Annotated in this window: 13 protein-coding genes and 1 pseudogene; 8 read left to right on the forward strand and 6 right to left on the reverse strand. The window is 61.3% G+C overall.

The window, feature by feature from the left end; genetic code table 11:
- Nucleotides 1–373: 373 nt before the first annotated feature.
- On the reverse strand, nucleotides 374–535 hold the full coding sequence (locus E3T37_RS16620) for a hypothetical protein (protein ID WP_166806049.1): 162 nt from the start codon (nucleotides 533–535) through the stop codon (nucleotides 374–376).
- 206 nt (nucleotides 536–741) lie between these two features.
- On the opposite strand from E3T37_RS16620, the pseudogene E3T37_RS00645 reads away from it, so the two are divergent.
- Both E3T37_RS00645 and E3T37_RS00650 read left to right on the forward strand, forming a co-directional pair.
- A pseudogene (locus E3T37_RS00645) lies at nucleotides 742–1209 on the forward strand (TraM recognition domain-containing protein); the annotation flags it as partial.
- Complete coding sequence (locus E3T37_RS00650; protein ID WP_134364934.1) at nucleotides 1202–1609, forward strand: DUF4913 domain-containing protein; 408 nt, start codon at nucleotides 1202–1204, stop codon at nucleotides 1607–1609. The pseudogene E3T37_RS00645 and the gene E3T37_RS00650, both read left to right, overlap by 8 nt.
- 352 nt (nucleotides 1610–1961) lie before the next feature.
- Here E3T37_RS00650 and E3T37_RS00655 read toward each other — a convergent pair whose 3' ends face one another.
- The 3 genes from E3T37_RS00655 to E3T37_RS00665 form a co-directional block, all read right to left on the reverse strand.
- The gene (locus E3T37_RS00655) at nucleotides 1962–4754 is read right to left on the reverse strand and encodes a CHAT domain-containing protein (protein WP_166806050.1); all 2793 of its coding nucleotides are present in this window, start codon (nucleotides 4752–4754) and stop codon (nucleotides 1962–1964) included.
- A gap of 521 nt (nucleotides 4755–5275) precedes the next feature.
- Nucleotides 5276–5881 (reverse strand): hypothetical protein, encoded by a 606-nt coding sequence (locus tag E3T37_RS00660; RefSeq protein WP_134364936.1) that lies wholly within the window; start codon nucleotides 5879–5881, stop codon nucleotides 5276–5278.
- Nucleotides 5881–6636, reverse strand: coding sequence for an RNA polymerase sigma factor (locus E3T37_RS00665; protein WP_134364937.1), 756 nt, complete (start codon nucleotides 6634–6636; stop codon nucleotides 5881–5883). The genes E3T37_RS00660 and E3T37_RS00665 overlap by 1 nt, the downstream gene beginning before the upstream one ends.
- 121 nt (nucleotides 6637–6757) lie before the next feature.
- Here E3T37_RS00665 and E3T37_RS00670 point away from each other — a divergent pair, with 121 nt between their 5' ends.
- From E3T37_RS00670 to E3T37_RS00695, 6 genes are all read left to right on the forward strand, one after another.
- Nucleotides 6758–7267 (forward strand): ribonuclease HI, encoded by a 510-nt coding sequence (locus tag E3T37_RS00670; protein ID WP_134364938.1) that lies wholly within the window; start codon nucleotides 6758–6760, stop codon nucleotides 7265–7267.
- 105 nt (nucleotides 7268–7372) lie between these two features.
- Entirely contained in the window at nucleotides 7373–7984 is a 612-nt protein-coding gene (locus E3T37_RS00675; RefSeq protein WP_134364939.1) for a hypothetical protein, read from the forward strand.
- Nucleotides 7985–8025: 41 nt separating this feature from the next.
- The gene (locus E3T37_RS00680) at nucleotides 8026–8898 is read left to right on the forward strand and encodes a hypothetical protein (RefSeq protein ID WP_134364940.1); all 873 of its coding nucleotides are present in this window, start codon (nucleotides 8026–8028) and stop codon (nucleotides 8896–8898) included.
- 50 nt (nucleotides 8899–8948) lie between these two features.
- A complete protein-coding gene (locus E3T37_RS00685; RefSeq protein ID WP_134364941.1) occupies nucleotides 8949–9737 on the forward strand; it encodes a hypothetical protein in 789 nt (262 codons plus the stop codon).
- A 91-nt stretch (nucleotides 9738–9828) separates the two neighbouring features.
- On the forward strand, nucleotides 9829–11013 hold the full coding sequence (locus tag E3T37_RS00690; RefSeq protein WP_134364942.1) for an OmpA family protein: 1185 nt from the start codon (nucleotides 9829–9831) through the stop codon (nucleotides 11011–11013).
- A gap of 20 nt (nucleotides 11014–11033) precedes the next feature.
- Complete coding sequence (locus E3T37_RS00695) at nucleotides 11034–11543, forward strand: hypothetical protein (RefSeq protein ID WP_134364943.1); 510 nt, start codon at nucleotides 11034–11036, stop codon at nucleotides 11541–11543.
- A gap of 412 nt (nucleotides 11544–11955) precedes the next feature.
- Here the strand turns inward: E3T37_RS00695 and E3T37_RS17740 are convergent, their stop codons facing one another.
- A complete protein-coding gene (locus E3T37_RS17740) occupies nucleotides 11956–13410 on the reverse strand; it encodes a hypothetical protein (RefSeq protein ID WP_134364944.1) in 1455 nt (484 codons plus the stop codon).
- Nucleotides 13411–15459: 2049 nt separating this feature from the next.
- Nucleotides 15460–17194 (reverse strand): ATP-dependent RecD-like DNA helicase (locus tag E3T37_RS00710; protein WP_166806051.1); only part of this gene is annotated, 1735 nt, incomplete at its 5' end.

The following is a 17194-nucleotide window of genomic DNA, read 5'->3' on the forward strand; positions in this document are numbered from 1 at the left end:
TCCGCCGCGTGACAACGGGCACAAACTTCCGCTAATCTATCCCCGCGACCTGGGGAGCTTCGATGAGCAGGACTGGGGAATTTCGCTGAGCGCCGTCACGATAATAGTTATTATGTCTTTTTCGTAATGCATCTATTGCAGAAATTGCCTTTAGCCCTGCATCTGGTACTCCCCTGCACGCACCGAAGATGGCGAGCCGATCCTCGAGGACCCGTGGCATCACACCCTCGGTGAAGCCCCGGGTGCTCCGGCGGCGGCGTGCGAGTGCCCCCAAGTCCAGCGCGGTGAGCAGAACGACTTCGCGGGAGGCGTTCGTCACATTGGTTGGCGGAAACCTGCTCACTGTATGGTGGCCACCATGGGGGCTTTAGCTTTAGGTTTTGTTATCGCTGTGATTGGCGTGGGCGTCTTCGTTGTTGGCCTTGTTCTTGCTGTGCTGCTGGGCATTCCGCTCGAGACCCGCGCCGGTCGGGAAAAGCGAGCGGCACTTGCGGTCCAACTTCGACCCGGCACAGTTCATCACCAGCACCGACACCCTCGTTCTCCTCTCCAAAGACGGTGAAGGATCCGGCGGCGCCATCCTGACCGCCCTCATCCGCGCCATCTGCACAACCGCCGAAACCGCTGCGCAGCGAAACGGCGGCCGGCTCCCGGTCCCGCTCGTGATGGAGCTCGACGAGTGCGCGAACATCGTCCGCTGGCCCGAACTGCCCTCCGTGTACTCCTTCTANCTCCTTCTACGGGTCGATGGGCATCATCCTCAACTCCTACTTCCAATCCCGCGCCCAAGCAATCGACGCGTTCGGGAAAGACGGCTGGCAGACCCTCTGGGACGCCGCCGCAACCCGCGTCTTCGGCGGAGGATCCGGCGACGACGACTTCCTCCGCTCCCTGGCCGCCCTCATCGGCGAACACGACGAAATCACCTACGGCAGCTCCACCGGCAAAGACGGCCACCAATCCACCTCCACCAACACCCGCAAGGTCAACACCCTCGACATCGCCGCCCTCGGCTCCCTCCCCGAATGGCGCGCCATCGTCTTCAGCTCCAAATGCCGCCCCGTCATGGTCAACACCGTCCCCTGGTTCCGCGACAAAAGCCTCACCACCACCATCAACCGCACACCAACCAGGACAGCAGGCCCAGTGCCAACGCCGGTCCCGGTGCCCGACGACACCACTGCAGCGGAGGTCGCAGCCCATGGCTGAACACGACGACTACGACTCGACCGGCCCTGAAGAGGACGCGGTCGACGTCCGACAAATGTTCCTCGACTGGCTGACCGGTCACCTCGCCACCGTCGAGGTCGTTGGCACCAAACCCACGCCGTGGTGCACCCAATGGTGGCTACACCCGGAGGTCGTCGCCCGGTTCAAGGCCCTCTGGCAGGCCAGCATGCAAGCTGACGCCAGCGTCATGGACGGCGACGCCGGCGCCGTGTCGTCCTGGTGGATCAACCACTGGGACCGCCACGCCGCCGTCATCTTCGACAAAGGCAACGGGCCCTTCCGCGACTGCGACCCCGACCAAGGACACCTCTACCGACGCAAAGACACAACCGCCAGGATCGTGCCTGCGTCGATGCCGCCGGACGACGTGGAGCTGTAGCAGGATGGTGCAGTCGATCCTCGGCCAATCATGATCCTGGGCGCTAGTTGAATTTGATACCGCAAACGGGGCATTTGCGGAAGCTCGCTGGGGTGGAGATGCTCGTGCCACATCCTCGGCAGATGTACGGAGCTCGGCGGGCGATGGCGGTGAAGCGGGAGTTGTTCGGCATGACAGCCTCCAGTGTTCTTGGTGCCGACCTGTATCGGCGCCTTCACAAGGAGAGACGCATAGCCGGCCCGGTCGGGGTTAAATTCTGCAGAAACACTAAACAACTGGCGCATCTTTTCAGAGGAGGAGTCGGCGAGCTTTCAAGGTGATCAACCACCAGCAACCAAAAGCCAATGTTGCATCAGTAGTGTGCGCCGCCGTAAAGCACCAGGCGGGACCAAAGTTCTCTCGTGTACCACCGGTGATCCGGGTCTTGCGCAATCCAGTTCAGGCGAGCTGCCCGTAGCGAACGCACCGGGTCACCGGTGCGTTCTAGCTCTCCATAAAATTCAGCAAGAATTTCTGAGGTTTCTACGTCGTATAAGAGACCGATAGATCCGATCACCGTTGTCGCTCCTCGGGCGAACATCGCTGTTATAAAACCAGCATGATCGACTCCATGCTGTCGCACACGGCTGTTGCATGAGGCCAGAACACAGACCTCTGGGAAGCTTAATCCGAGAGCCTCGGCGGCGCTAAGTGTCTCGCCGTTAGGTAGCAGCTTGGTTTGACCCCAACCAGCATCGTCGTCGTATCCGTGCACGCCGATGGCCAACAAGGCAGGAGATGACGTCATAAATGCTTCATATAGTTTCGCTTTGGTGGCGAGCTCCTGCATCGACTTGAAGTGGCGTTCCACGGCAAATTTCTCAGTCTTTGTCGCCGGCAGTGCGTCGATATCGAAAACTCCGTATGAGCCGGCAGCACGGTCCCATGGACGGACGTTGTCTAAGGAATGCATCGCGGCAGTGAGAGATGTGTGAACGGTTATGGACGCTCGTTGGATAAGAAAGAACGATCCAGTGCGTAGCCCATCGAACTCTATGTGAAACAAAGCTGTGGGTACGATCATCAGGCGAACGGGGCTATCAACCGTGGCACGCTCTAAGGCTTCACTTAACGGGTCTGGAAGCAAAGGACTGGCATCGCTCCAGCAGTAAAGATCGCCCGCTTCAGGTTCGTCCCTCAACCCGTCTGGAAGGGCGACACTATCAACGAGTTCATGGCGCCCGTTGCCGTCCGTCCAAGTCAGCCGACGGTAGAGCACAGGTCCCCCGTCGGATCCGACCATTTCGATGGACGACGGGAGGAGCTGAAGTAGATAGACATTCTGCTTGTGCGGTGACGCATCTAGGACCGTAGACGCTTGAGCCGAGTACAGAGTCCCCGGGTCAACTAGGCTCCCCAGGTGCCCGAGGATCTGCTGTGCTTGGGCATAAGCCTGTTCATCTCTGGCCGTTATTCTCATTTCTCCGGCATCACGCGTTAGTCCACGCTTTACCTCGTCTATAGAATCTGCGTCAGAATCAGGGTTCATATCTGATTCATCATCGACAAGCTGACGTGCGTCGGTGCGACCGGCAGTTGTGACGTCCTGCGCAATGCTCGCTACATCGGCCGGGGCTAAGACACTCTCGCTCATTTGCGAAAGCAACGCGCCGATTCCATCACGACGAACGATTTCGTGAACAAGGTCGGCCAACTCCGCGTCAGAGTGCAGCTCTGCAAACGATAACGCCGCTCGAATTGACGGTGCCCATTCTCGAGCGACTCGCAGGCGCTGCTCATAAGTAGTGGCGTTAAGTAGCATCCGTGCAATGGCCGACACGGCGCCCCGGTGGCTTTGTGCCTCCTGCTCGGAGTTGCCCCTCCAACGCGATATTTCGGTGAGGACACCTTCAGCCATCGCGATAACCTCGATCTTTCCCACAGACCGGTTTGCGAGAGTAGATAGCGCGTGGTGTGCGTATTCTTCTGCGCGGTCTGCGTCTTCCCCCTCTTTCTCCCGCTGCAGCCAGGCGTGCGACGTGAGCAAGGTCGCGCGTTGGTACGCCTCCCACGGCTCGGTCAGCATGTCCTCCAACTGCTGGAGTATCTGAGCTTTATGCGACGTTGCGCCTTTTGCCGCTCGTCGCATGACATTGACGCGCAGAGCCGCGAGAGGAGCCTCGCGAGCGATTTGGATTAGCGTGAGGACGGCGTCTGGGTTTGATGGGAGCTCGAAGTACGCCCGTCGGGCCATCGCCGCCCGATACCCGTTGGTTGCCCACTCCCTCCAGAGCATCTCGGCGACGCGGAGCCACGCTAAAGCCAGGTCCCGATCCTCGGCATACAATTCCGTACGTCCTGAATCGAACAGGTTGCTTGCCAACTCGAATGCAGTGTTGGCGAGGGGATTTAATGGGCGAAGTTTCGCGATGGGGCGCTCTGCAAACAGTTCTGCGAGCTCATTCGGGGTTTTGTCGACGAGGTCAGGCTCCATACGATTCAAGATCATTTCCGCGCGCTGACGGAAGAATTCAAGAGCTCCTGAATGATCGCCTCGGACCGCTGCGTTGTATCCGGACTGCGCCATAAAAGCTTCGTCAAACATGTAACTTTGCGTGCGCAGCTGTACCAGTTCCGAAAGATCAGCTTGGTCGCCGAGCTTGCGCTGCAAGTCATAGCGCGAGATCAGAGCTGCAAGGAGAAGCGAGGGCCGATAGTCGAGTGCCTCCTTCGCCACGGCAGTCATCATGTCGACTGCTTGGAGCCAACCGTCCAGATCACCGTTGTAGCGCCGCGCCAACCGAACGGTGGACCACGTGTAGTGACGCAACAGCCTGGTCGCGGCACCCACATCCGTGCTTTCGAGCCAGCGCGGCTCTATCCCAAGAAATGGCCCGAATCCAGCGAAATCAGGCAGCTCGACTAAGAGTCGGGCAGCGTCCGCATAGGGAAGAGATCGTTCAGGCCTCTGCGTGCGGATGAGTTGCCGTGCTGCAGTCCAATTCACCCACGCCGCGAGAGAAGCGTCGCCCAATGCTTGAGCAAGTCGAGCGGCTTCGTCCTGATCAGCCCAATGCTGGTCGTCCTTCGAATCTGTCTGTGGACGGCTCATGTGCCGGCCGACGAGACCGATGATGCGGGTTAGCGTATCGGTTTTCTCGTCCACGAGAATCTCTCCGATCTCTCTAACGAGTTGTTCCCGTGGTCGGGATACCGGGAGCCCCCTCTCCGCGTTCTCCTGATACCGGACAACTTGATTGAATGCGACAATCACAGTGGCGAGCCGGCGCAGCCGATCGGCCGGGGCCAAAGCATGCGCAGAATCTGCGTACTCCTGCCACTCATCGAGCATGGCTAAGCCACCAAGGCGCCAACAACCAATTCATCAAAGATTTCCTTATCGATGTCTGCGGGGGCTTACGGCCTATTCATTCCCCGACAAGCTGATCACCTCTTGAGTGGGGCCGTCCTAGCCTGATAAGTCGGCCGACTAGGCCGACGAGGCGAGTTACAGTGTCGGCCGCCACGCAACCAGAAACTCACCGCAATCACTCACCAACCGTGCGTTAGCTCGCGCTGGCGGAAGAACCCCTGGCTTGTTGTTTTCTTTGGTAGTACACGTCCTGGTACACGCTGCGACGGCGGCGAGCCGACCCGGCTGGTCGGCGTATGCCCGCCACGCGTCGGTCATTCCTGGGCCACTGAGACGTCCACTGAAGCACGGGCGAAGGTCTCGTCGTCGAGGATCCCGGCAACGCTACCGAAGACGCGGTCCCCGTCAGCACGCAAATAGATCGCGAAGCCGGCAAAATTCAAACGCACCCGAACGCCCGGTGCTATGGGAGGCAGGCGAAAAATCTGTGCGGTAATGGTGCCGTCGAGTTGTTCGAGCCGAAGGACGGGGTACTCACCAGACGTGTATTCGCCCCCGATGATGGCCGACACGACATCCCGGTCGGGAAGATAAACATCCCGTCGTGACAGCGGACCGCTCTCACCGCGGCTTGTCTCAGCAGGAGCAGGAGAGAGGGTGGCGGTCGCGATGAGGATGAAGTGTTCCCATTCGAGATCGTCCTGCGAAACGTGCTGGTCGTCGTCGGTCGAAGTTAGTCCCAGAATCCGCAGTAACTTTGCGTCCACATATGCGGCATCGGCGGCGGACATCCCTGCTGCCTCAGGTGTGTCGTCAGCCTTCTCCGCATCCATGTCCGCAGCGAGAAGCTGGTCGATCCTTTCTATAAGCGTCGGAATTTGAGACATGTCATCCGCGTCCGCTCGGTGCTGATCAGTCATCAGGAGTTCTTCCAATCGTTCCAGAACGTTTCAAGGTAAAAGCGAAGAGTCGGAAGCGCGTAGCGCCACCTTCTCTTCACCAGATCTACTGGAATGTTCAAATACTCTGCGATCTGTGTCTGGCTGAGCGGCTCGTTACGGCGATCAGGATGAAGACCGAGGGCAAGCGTCACGACGACCTGCTGCTGCGGCAGCAGCTGGGAGATGGCCTTCCATATCTGCAGTTGGGCTTCACTGGCAACCGCTCGTTCTTCCGGTCGCCACAATCCACGTCGAAGCCCGTGTCGCACATCAACAACATCGAACTCGTTGTTGGTGTCTTCCAGAATCTCGTCGAGGCTGTCCCCATAGTCCCCGCGCGCTTTATCTCGTGCCTTCTTACGTATCTGCTCGATAAATTTGTTATACATCGCCCGTCTGATAAGGCTGACAAATTCGCCGACGTACCGAGGTCTGGCTCTTAGCTCGTGGAGTGCCGTAACCATGACTTGTTGGATGAGGTCGGCAGTTTCATCCCGATCACCCGTTAGCCGCCATCCATACGCCAACAATTTGCCACGGTTGGCACCATCACTGATGAACTCCTTGAAAGTAACCTGGACCTGGTTGGCCTCGTGAAAGTCAACCTCAAGCTCCTCGATCAGAGCATCGACAGGGAGCTCGTTCTCACCATCTGACAGCGGTGCCTCTGTCACTTCACTCACATCGGTATCCTCGCCGTCGCTATTGCCAATGACATCCGCCGCACTACTCATTTAGGCGTCTCCCTCGTTGTGGAGATGGCCGACTGGCGGCACCGCTCCCGTTTAACCCCGGTCGAACCGTCCGCACGTCTCTCTCAATACCCGAACCAGTCGGGGCATAAGGAGGCTGGCAATGAATCCCAACGACACGCTCACCATAGCGACAGACGGCTCCTCAAGCAATCGCCCGGTATCGGGCTGGGCGTGGATCGCGGAAGACGGCAATTACAGCGCCGGCACGATCCCCACCGGCACCATTCTTGTTGCCGAGCTTCGCGGGATTCTGGAGGCGTTGCGTTCGGCACCGGTAGCGCGCTCCGTGCGGATACTGACGGACTCGCGCCCCGCACTGGTGCTCGTCAACGAGACTCTCGAAATGGGCGTCATCCGAGATCGCTCCGGGATCCGGGGCGCCAAGGACGCCGCTCATGCGCTCCACCACATCGCACTTCTGGCCTCACGCCGGGCGGTGAGCTTCGAGTGGGTAAAGGGCCACTCCGACCATCCGCTCAATAATGCGGCCGACCGGCTCGCATATCAGGCACGACGCTGCGCCCAGCTAGGCGGCAACCCGGCGGACCTGGGGGTCATCTACAACCGCATCGTTACGGAAAGCATTGCTGACCTCCACCACGCCCGCTAAGCAACTGCACCCTGATGGGTCGGCCGTGACTTTAACCCCGCGGCCGACCCGCGCGCGTCTCTACCAACAAGACCCATAAGCCACCACCAAGCGATGGAGTTCCCGATGAAATTCCTACTCAACTTCTTCCGCCGCAAGCCTCGCCCGGCGGAGCCCTTTGTGCAGCACGAGTCAGACCGCGTCACCCTCAATGAGGTACTCGACCTGGAAAACCACGCACTTCCGCCTGCGGACTATCCCCTCGGACTTACACCGATCGCTCACTCCTTACCTCGGTTGGATCCCCACGCCAACAACCTCCGCGAGATCGTCTCGGGCGTCGCACACAACCTCCACATAGCGGGCGCCACGGACTCACTTACATCTGAGGTACTCCACAACTGGATCGATGCGTGGCACGAAACGTGGGTCGCGAAGGTTTTGGACGACGCAGAGTCCCGCCGGGTGGTCGCAGCACGCCTGGTCAGCATCACCAACGCCAACCTCGAGCGCGAAAAACTCGAACTCGACCACCTCAAGCGCAAATACATCGACGCAACGGCCGATCACACGGCATTCTCCACATATCTCGGCCTAGGCCACTCCGCCTCCCCTGACCTCAACGAGACGGCCCTCGCCGCGGAGGTCAAACAAGCTGACGACGACTCCGTGGTGGCAGACCTGCTCCCCTTCCACTCCTCACTTGGAGGAGAACAACACCCGCGACTCCTCCCCTGAACTTCCGACCAACCGACATCCACTTCAACCAGGAGTCCAACATGATCCCCCTCTCAACCCCCGAAGAGCCCAATACCGCCGCTACCTACACGGCGACCGTTACCGGCGGTTCCTTCTCTAACCAAACCATCGTGCACGGTGCACGGGCGCGCGTTTCGAAATCGCATCACCGGGGAGAGCGCGCGTGGGCTATCGCCGTGCTGATCGTGGCAGGGCTGGTCGACGTCGCACTAGCCAAAAACGCCTTCGATTCGGCGCTCCGGCTGCCCGAGATCGTTTCCTGGTTCGTCGCTGTCGGCGTCAGCATGCTTGCGGTCGCTGGAGCCTTCGCCTCCGGTGTCATGCTCAAGAACAAGGCATGGTGGGCCGCGCTCGGCGCCCTGGCCGTACCTGCCGGAGTCGCTGTTGCACTGTTCATCCTTCGTCTTCATGCTAACCACGGCGGCGTCGGGGTCAGCTTCGAGTCAGATGCCGGGTCGCTGACCGGCTCTGTCGATGAAACCATCCTTGCTCCGGTGATGCTCATCGTGATGGCGGCCACAACCATCCTGGCCGTCATCGATGGCTGGCGACTCGCTGATCCCGAACGCACCCGGTTCCTCGGCGTCTCCGACGCGTTTGATGCTGCAGCGACCGCATTGGCAAACAAAACCGGCCGAGTGGCGCGTCTACGCGACGAACTAATCATTCAGCGCTCCGTCCTTGGGCGCATCAACTACGACAAGGATGTCGCCCTGAAAGCCCTCGAGGCGGTGGCCGACGAGCTGAACGAATGGGCACGGGTCGAGGCTGTGCGCGCACAAGGGAATCCAAGGGCCACCACTGGAATCCGCGAACCTGCACCGCGTGTGGAGACGAACAAGATACCCGGCATGGCAAACAAAACCGAACCCGCGGCCGGCAACGCCGACTAGATCCGTCAGTCACACCAGCTAACACAACCTCAATCACTGGAGCTCAAACCATGGCCAACAAATCCCCACGCAATTCCGATTCCATCACCAACCCCGCTGCACCTCTGGCGGCTTTGCCCTACCGCATTTATTTGCGGATCAGCGATGTCAGCGCAGGAAGGCGCGACGGCATCTTCGATCTCGTAGTGACCACGAACCGGGCAGAAGCGTCCCCGGCTGCCGTTGATGGACCAGCCACCTCCTGGCTGCGCAACAACGAGCACCAGTTCAACGAACGCGTCAGCGCCGAGCGGCTATCCGCGCACCAAAAATCCTTCCCTATTATCGAACGCCATCGTGCACTCCGGGGCGGCCTCGACCGGCTCATCGATGCGCGAACCGCAGCAGAAGGCGAGCTGGCGTCGATGCCAGCTGAGCTGAGCGGCGAGGCCGCACACATACGATTCTCGACCGAAAAAAGCCTGACGGTGGAGGAAGTCGCCGACCGTCGCCGAGATGAGTACGCGACCACCCGTCAAGGCGTCATCAACCGTGTCAAGGCCGCGACCACGGCAGTCAGCGACCGCCGCGACGAGGTCGCGGAAACCGTCGCAGATGTCCTCACCAACTTCGAGGCACTTATCGGACGCGTTGAGCGGTTACGCCACTTCCACAACCGGCGCGCTGCCGCATATGCGCGCGCGTACCTCCGCCGGCACGTCCGCAACGCGGGCACCATCGGCAATCACATCCTCGCCACCCACGCCGAAATCCGCCCGATCGCCTGGATCCAAGAGCCGTGTCCCTGGCTGAACCTCCCGTTCGAGACTGAAGAACTTCACCCCGAAGCAGCCGCCTAGCCCCGGCTTAACCCCGACGCATCACCTGCCGCGTCTCTTCCTGCAGCTGACAGAAGCCGGCCGTAGGAAGAGACCCGACCAAGGAGTACCCATGATCCCCTCCCATCTCCCTCTGCTCACCCGTACCCTCAAGCTCGTGGCATTGTTCGCCGGTCTCGCCGTTCTCGCCGGATGCTCCGCCGAAAAAACCATCCCAGAAGTTGGTACTGACGGCCTGATGATTGTTGTCTCCGCTCACAGCAATGTGTCCGCCGCCAACATCCCGGCTGAGTTAGAGCCCATCCTCGACGCCGCCATCCGCAGCGAAGCCCCGATCGCCATCATCGGCATCGACGGCACCCCGGAAGTGTCGTGGAGCAGCGGTGACTACGAAATTACCGGTGCCAATCCGACCGCGACGCAAGAGGACGTCGACGCGATGATGGGCGCAGTTACGACTATGGTCCGAGGTGTTACAGCCGATTCCGACGGCGCTAATCTCGCCCAGGGCGTCCGTGTCGCCCACGACATGGCAAAGGCCAATGCATCGTCACGCCCACAAATCATCGTGATCGACTCCGGACTGCCCGATACTGGTGCCATCGACATGACCGCCCCGGGCATGACACTGGCAGACCCAGCTGAGGTATCAGCAGCCGTGGTACCGACAGGGTTGGTACCCGACCTCAAAGGTGCCTCGATGTTTTTGGTCGGGTTCGGGTACTCGGTAGCACCCCAACCTCCGTTGTCGCCCGCCCAAACGAACAACGTAACCGGAATCTGGTCCACAGTCTTTGCCGATGCCGGCGCCGCGGTTACTGTCATCCCCGTCCCTCGATCCGCCGACGGACCTGCCACCGCGTTCACCACCCGGACCGTAGTCGCCGAGGTTTCCCCAGTCATCAACGTCGCCGCAGTAGAGCCCATCGTTTTCGGCGAGGGCTCCTCGCTTGGGTTCCAACCCGGTCTCAGCGACTTCCGCTATGGCGTCGCCGCAGCGACGACACTCGACGAAATCGCGGCATCGCTTCTCCAGAATCCCAATCAGCGAGTGCACATCCTGGGGACAGCGGCGGGAACCGACACTATCGAGAGCCAGGTCAAGCTGGCGACCGAACGAGCCCACGCGGTGCGCAACGGCCTCATTGGCCGAGGGATCGACGCATCCCGCATTGAGGCCATTGGGGTCGGCACGCAATGGGACGGTTACGTCTACGACGTCCGCCCCGACGGCACCCTCGACCCCGGCCTGGCCGCATCCAACCGCACAGTCCAAATCACGTTCCCGACCTCGTAATTGAGAACATGATCACTCCCATGGATCCCTTCGACTACTTCAAGCCTCCTGCGGCCCAGCCCGCCCGCACACGTGACGTGCGCCTCGTCCCCGCTCGGCTCACCATGAATCTGCTTGAGCAGGGAATGACCAGAGCAGGCCTCTTCTGGAGTCGCCCCACCATCGATTCCATCGTGACCTTTTGGGATGAAACTCCGTCGGGGCCAGGCCTGGTGATGGCGATCGGCCCAGATGCGGAAATGCCCCGCCCCATCTTGTGGAGCTGCTCCCGGGATACCCTTCTCTGCCGAGCAGATGAGGATCTCATCACCTTCACACACAACACTCGGCGTCGCATCCAGGCGATCACGAACGACTGGAACGCCACCGAAGCTTGGCCATGCGCTGCCCTCACTTTTGAAGAAACCCTTCGGGCTAGCATCCGTGTCCCGCTCTTTTCCGGTACGAATCTCCTTGAGCTTTCGGTGCTGTGCACGTTGATGAGCCGCTCCATAGGAGATTTTTACACCGCAGCGATGACCCAAGAATGACGAATCGCCTACGCAGGTAACTCCCGAGCGCTGCCTAATGCACACCCACCTAGGCTCCATCACAGCACGCAACACCAGGCCCCATAACCTAGAACTGATAACTAGGTTCCCCAGTTTAATGCACCTTTTGCAGAATGTGCCGAATAGAGCTCCCCTGATAACGGGTTCGGCCAGCGTCGAAGTCAGCACGAACTCCCGCTAATGCGTGAACTTCAGTTTCAAGCAGAATTTGAATCCGATTCACGCTCTGGGCGGCGTGAACGCGTCGGTGTTGCAGCATGCAAGCGGCGCCAAAGTTATAGACGGCAAGGCTGGCGCGGACGCGGAACGACCCGATGAAGAGACTCACTGGGACAGTTTCCTGATTTCGCAACGGGGCGGAGAACGTTGAGCCCCAGGTCCGCTGCCGGCTTTACCAGTTCCCTTTGCCCATCGCTCTGAGCGCCGCCTTCTCCAGCTCCGCCTCGGCGAGCAACCGCTTCAACGTCGCGTTCTGCCTCTCCAGCTCCTTCAATCGCTCCGAGTCATCGGCTTTGAGCACGCCGCGCTGGTTGCACTCGGCCATACCCTTCAGGCCTTGAATCGGGACCAAGTCACCAGAAGCCAGAAGGACTTCCTGCACGCCGGTCCGTTCCACCAGCGTGTCCATGGCGTCCAGAAATGCGTGCATCGTCAGAGAGGGGTTCGCCGCCGCGCTCGTCTGTACGCGTGTGTCCTGGTCGCGGGTCAGGATGGTGAGGATATCGGCCGGAGTGTTCGGGTTCTCCGCGAGAACCCTGCGCACGGTCTCGTCCTGATCCGTGGAGAGGGCGGTGAGAACGTCGACGGGAGTGCTCGGGTTCTTCGCGACATTCTCTCGCAGGTACCCCTCCCGATCAGTTGAGAGGGCGGTGAGAAGATCGGCCGGAGTGTTCGGGTTCTTCCCGAGAACCCTCTTCACGCCCCAGTGCTGGTCGGAGGCGAGGACGGTGAGAATGCCGACGGGAGTGTTCGGGTTGGTGGCGACACACGATCGCACGATCCCGGAGTTGTCCTCGGCGAGGGCTGCGAGAATGCCGACGGGAGTGTTCGGGTTCTCGGCGACATCTACTCGTACGCTCTCGTCTGGGTCGGTTGCGAGGGCTGCCAGGGTGCTGAGGCGAGTGCTCGGGTTCTTCGCAACACAGCGTCGCATTTGATAGTTCTGGTCGGCGGCGAAGGCGGTGAGAATACCGTCGGGAGCGTTCGAGCGGCTGGCGACGAACGATCGCACGAGTTCGTTGTGGTCGGCGGCGAGGGCGTGGAGGATTCCGACGGGAATGTTCGGGTGGTCGGCGATGCGCGCTCGCACGGTTTGGTTCTGGTCGGTGGCGAGGGCGATGAGAATGCCGACGGGAATGTTCGGGTTTAGGGCAACACCAAAACGCACGCCCCAATACGCGTCGGCGGCGAGAGCCTCGAGAACGCCGACGGGAGTGTTCGGGTTCTTCGCAACATGCTCTCGAACGTCTACGTCCTGATCGGTGGCGAGGGCGGCGAGAATGCCGACGGGAGCGTTCGGGTTCTCGGCGACGCCACATCGCACGCCCATCCAATCCTCGGCAGCGAGGGCGTGGAGGATTCCGACGGGAGTGTTCGGGTTCTTCGCGACATAATCCCGCACGATTCCGTCCTGGTCGGTGGCGAGGATGATTAGAGCGCCAACCGGAACCTTCGGATTCTCGGCGATGCCCCTTCGAACCTCGCGGTCCTCGTCTCTGGCGAGGGCGGTGAGAACGCCGTCGGGAGTGTTCGGGTTGCGCACAAGGCCTGAGCGAACGTGACGTGGTTGGGCGAGGATGATGCAGCTGAGGCGAGCGAGTGCCGCCTCGTCCATGACGCTATTCATCTGAGACTCCGAGCGATGGGTCGGCCTGGCCGACGGGAATATTTTCGCACCCAAGAACGGTCAATCAGCCACGAGAGCGGAGAGAATCATCCAATCTCGGCGATTCTACGGGAGCGCTGTGACGCGAGTGCGTGTTTGCGCCCGTTTTGAGAGTGCGGACCGGACAGGATCAAACACCGCTCACAGTCACGGCGGCATCAAGCTTCGATGTTTCTAATCTAAATCCGACTAATTCGCGTTTTATAGTATTCATCTTCTAATGCCGGTAGAGTCACCGTGTCCCCCTAAATGAGGACACGATTGGACGGAACGTGCCAACAAGAAGCCAATGCCCCTCGTGCGAAAAGGTCGTCGCGCTTACAGCCGACCTGACCTTCAAATCACATAAGGATGGCGGGATGCGTTGCATCTCGACCGGAACCCCGGCAGCCCGAAAAGCGCAAACATATGGATTGGTCCAAACCGTTCCGTACAGCGAGTATGTACGGATCGCCCAAAGCCACGCGAACGCTCTTCTGGCTGAGAAGGAGATCGCACTCGGGCTCCCTGAATACCCCGATAGAACGCGCCATTCCATCGTCGCGGTCGGTGGCGGGCTCCCCGGACTCGGCAAGAGACGGTAGAGCCCACGTCGCCTCCTGGAGGAGCTTGACCTCACGGTGTCGGCGGCCACCGATGATTCCAGGTGGCCCCCTCCCCAGTGGGCGAGTCGTCAGGCTGCGTCGACTAGTCGCCTCGGGGCTCGTCGTGCCTTCACTGTCAGAGCAGCGGCGCGCTCTCCGCTGCCGGTCGGCCCCAACGGCAACTTCGGCGGCGAGACCCACCGACTCCTGACAGCTCTCGGGCCGGACGTCGCACGATCTCTAGTTTGCGTCCTACCGCAGCACAGAAGCAGAACGGAACTTCCCGTCTGGCAGGCCGTCGAACCTCGGCAGCCGGGCCTAGGTTCGCCGAACCAATAGTGCACTTTTCAATATCGAAATCGAAGGAGGCCCAACATGGGTCAATCTGTCAATCGCAGCGCAAAGTCAGGAAAGTTCGTTTCGAACGCCGCCGCCGCCCGGTGGCCGGCCAAAACGACCACGGAGCACGTCGGCCAAGGAACTGGTAATGCTCGTACCGTTCATCGCTCGGCAGCGTCGGGGCTTTTTGTGTCTCCTAAGGCGGCACAGAAGGACCCTGGCGGAACGATTAGCCAGCGCGTCTAGCTCCAAACAAAGATGAATCGGGGGTGCCACTCGAGCAGCACCCCCGATTTTCTATCGCCCAGTCCGAGACGATGGCGTCTACCTGATCGACCTCGCGCCGATACCAGTGAACGCTCTGGCCGGTGGGAAGCGAAGGAATGCTCTCAAATGACGGGAAGGGTGTGAAGGCGGACTTAGTTCGAGCCTTACTAACGGCAGAACAGCATCAGACGGAGGTGGCGCCCGCATGAACCTACGCTTCCCTCAGCGTGGGCCGCATGGACGACCTGCTCGTCCACGTTCAGGCGCGCCCTAGAAACGCACCGGCAAGGTCTCGCGGGAAACCACGGGCTGCTCCGCACTAGCCGTTCTGCAAGAACCATAGAATCGGGGACATGCACAGACGACTGCTCTTCTCCATCCCAGCTCTAGGGATCCTCCTCCTCGCATCTGGTTGCTCGGGTGCTCAGCCAGAGTCGGACGGTATCACCGTAAACGGCACACTCGACATCTCTGCCAGCAAGGGAGACACGGGAGGCGAAAGCTGCGTCGATAGGGATGCCGAAGTTGGGCCAACTGTGCAGGTGATAATCACAAACGCCACCGGGCGTCGGAGCGACTTCGTTGAAAGAAGGAATTGTCATTGACTACGGGAGCGTCCTCGCCTGTCAGTTCGCTTGGTCAGCAAGCAACGTCCCTATGGGCGAACAATTCTACGAGGTCACAGTGGGAGACGCCGGTTCGGTCACCATTCCGGAAGACGAAATTTCGGAAACAGTGACCATGAGCCTCGGCTAAGTATCGATCCATCGGTCCGCTTCGATATGCACGCACCGCCCAGGGTAGGCCGATCCTCCATGCTCTACCGTTCGCGGCCATCATCCCGTGTGTGCAGGTCATCGGCCTGCATCGCCTGATCGCCGGGGGTCGCTTGATGGGCCTTCACAATTATGCCGGCGGCACGCTGCGATTCCCTCTGTCGGTCAGCCGCAGCCCGGTTCGCCGCGCGCATCGCCTCGAGTGCAGTGGCCGGCTTCTGTCGGCCCGCCTCAGGCGTGCTTGGCGGAGTGCCATGAGCCTGCGTCTTCTCCAGTGCGGCTACGCGCGCCGCGAGCTCCGCACCAACTTTGCGCTCACGGTATGCCGCGGGGATGGCGTCGGCTTGGGTCGGCTCGACCTTGTACCGGCCGCGGAAGACATCGACTTCCGCGGCGAGCCGCACCCACTCCTGACGGCGGGCGCTCTCGGACGGGACGTCGCCAAGCTGCTGCGCCCAGTCGGGCTGCCCGGCGGCGATCGCCGTGCCTCGTTCCTCGAGGCGCACGGCCAAGTACTCGTACCGCTCCCCCAAGTGGTCCCGCCATGCGGGGTCGGTGCCGGCGGCGTCGAGCACACGCCGATCGGCGATCCACGCCGGCACCGCCGGACGCTCGGCCGCTGACACTGGCGCCGCGTCGGCGGGGGCTGTTTCGATGCGTCGTTCCATCCGGTGGGAGAGGACGGCGCCGACGTCGTCGGCGGTGCCACGTTCTCGTTCGTTCCACGATTCCCGCAGCACCTGGGCCGGGTCAAGGCCCTGGGTTTCAGCGCGGGTGAGGGCTGCGGTGACGGCTCCCCAGCTCTCGGAGCTGGTGAGGTTCCGGGCATCGGACTCGTCGAGGGTGTGGCCTACGAGTTGGGTGAAGCGGACGGTGCTGGCGCGTTCGGCGACGTCGCCGTATTGGTCGATGAGGGTGACCAGGTCGTCGACTCGGGCTTGTTCGGCGCGGATGGTTTCGGTGGCGGAGAGCATCCCGTCGCTGTGGCCGGCGATGGTGGCCAGGACGTCGCTCATGGGTTGGGCGTCTTCGGTCTCGACGTAGAGGTGGTTTGCTTCCTTGCCGCGGGTCAACCCGACGTAGACGAGTTCGCGGGAGGTGGAGGAGTCGGCGAGGACGTGGGCGGTGTCCGCGGTCATGCCCTGGGCGCGGTGAATGGTCGACGCGTAGCCGAGCTCGACGTTGTTCTGCACGTACTCGGCGGGCAGGGTGATGCGTCCGCCGTGCCCGGCATGGGTGACGCTCAGCGCGCCGTCGGCTTGCACCTTCCCCACCGTCCACACGTCACCGTTTTTGACGCGGTCGGTGCCGCGCCCGGTGCGGAGGGTGGCGTCGTTCAGCCGGGTGACGATGCGGTCGCCCTGGTACGCGGCGAGCCCGTCGCGCAGCTGCGAGGACCTCTTCCCGGAGACGAGGCCGGAGCCCATCCGGTACGCCTGGGCCCTCGTGTTGAGGTCGGTGACGGTGACGTTTTGTTGGGCGAGCATGACGGCGTTCTTACCGGCTTCGTCGTCGTGCTGCCAGGCAGCGAAGACGTGGTCGGTCATCCGGTCGATGCCACCACCGGTAACCCGGTCGTTGTCCACGTACCAGCGGAACGGGTCCCCCACCGTGGCCGGGTCCCGCAATTGCCGGGTCGCTTCGGCTTCGGCCGGGGACGTGAACCGGTGGATCTCTTCAAGCTTGACGGAGCCGACTTCGCGTTCCAGGAGGCGCAGCGCCCCGCCGGACTCGACGGCTGCGAGCTGACGGTCGTCACCGATCAGACGCACGTGCGCG

The organism is Cryobacterium sp. TMT2-10, assembly GCF_004403075.1.
In the GTDB taxonomy this organism is placed as follows: Bacteria; Actinomycetota; Actinomycetes; order Actinomycetales; family Microbacteriaceae; genus Cryobacterium; species Cryobacterium shii.

What these genes read in the sequence shown, in the direction of transcription:
- E3T37_RS00650 (WP_134364934.1), top strand. Translation starts at nt 1,202, where the DNA reads ATGGCTGAACACGACGACTACGACTCGACCGGCCCTGAAGAGGACGCG.
- E3T37_RS00695 (WP_134364943.1), top strand. Translation starts at nt 11,034, where the DNA reads ATGGATCCCTTCGACTACTTCAAGCCTCCTGCGGCCCAGCCCGCCCGC.
- E3T37_RS17740 (WP_134364944.1), bottom strand. Translation starts at nt 13,410, where the DNA reads ATGAATAGCGTCATGGACGAGGCGGCACTCGCTCGCCTCAGCTGCATC.
- E3T37_RS00685 (WP_134364941.1), top strand. Translation starts at nt 8,949, where the DNA reads ATGGCCAACAAATCCCCACGCAATTCCGATTCCATCACCAACCCCGCT.
- E3T37_RS00675 (WP_134364939.1), top strand. Translation starts at nt 7,373, where the DNA reads ATGAAATTCCTACTCAACTTCTTCCGCCGCAAGCCTCGCCCGGCGGAG.
- E3T37_RS00670 (WP_134364938.1), top strand. Translation starts at nt 6,758, where the DNA reads ATGAATCCCAACGACACGCTCACCATAGCGACAGACGGCTCCTCAAGC.
- E3T37_RS00665 (WP_134364937.1), bottom strand. Translation starts at nt 6,636, where the DNA reads ATGAGTAGTGCGGCGGATGTCATTGGCAATAGCGACGGCGAGGATACC.
- E3T37_RS00690 (WP_134364942.1), top strand. Translation starts at nt 9,829, where the DNA reads ATGATCCCCTCCCATCTCCCTCTGCTCACCCGTACCCTCAAGCTCGTG.
- E3T37_RS00680 (WP_134364940.1), top strand. Translation starts at nt 8,026, where the DNA reads ATGATCCCCCTCTCAACCCCCGAAGAGCCCAATACCGCCGCTACCTAC.
- E3T37_RS00660 (WP_134364936.1), bottom strand. Translation starts at nt 5,881, where the DNA reads ATGACTGATCAGCACCGAGCGGACGCGGATGACATGTCTCAAATTCCG.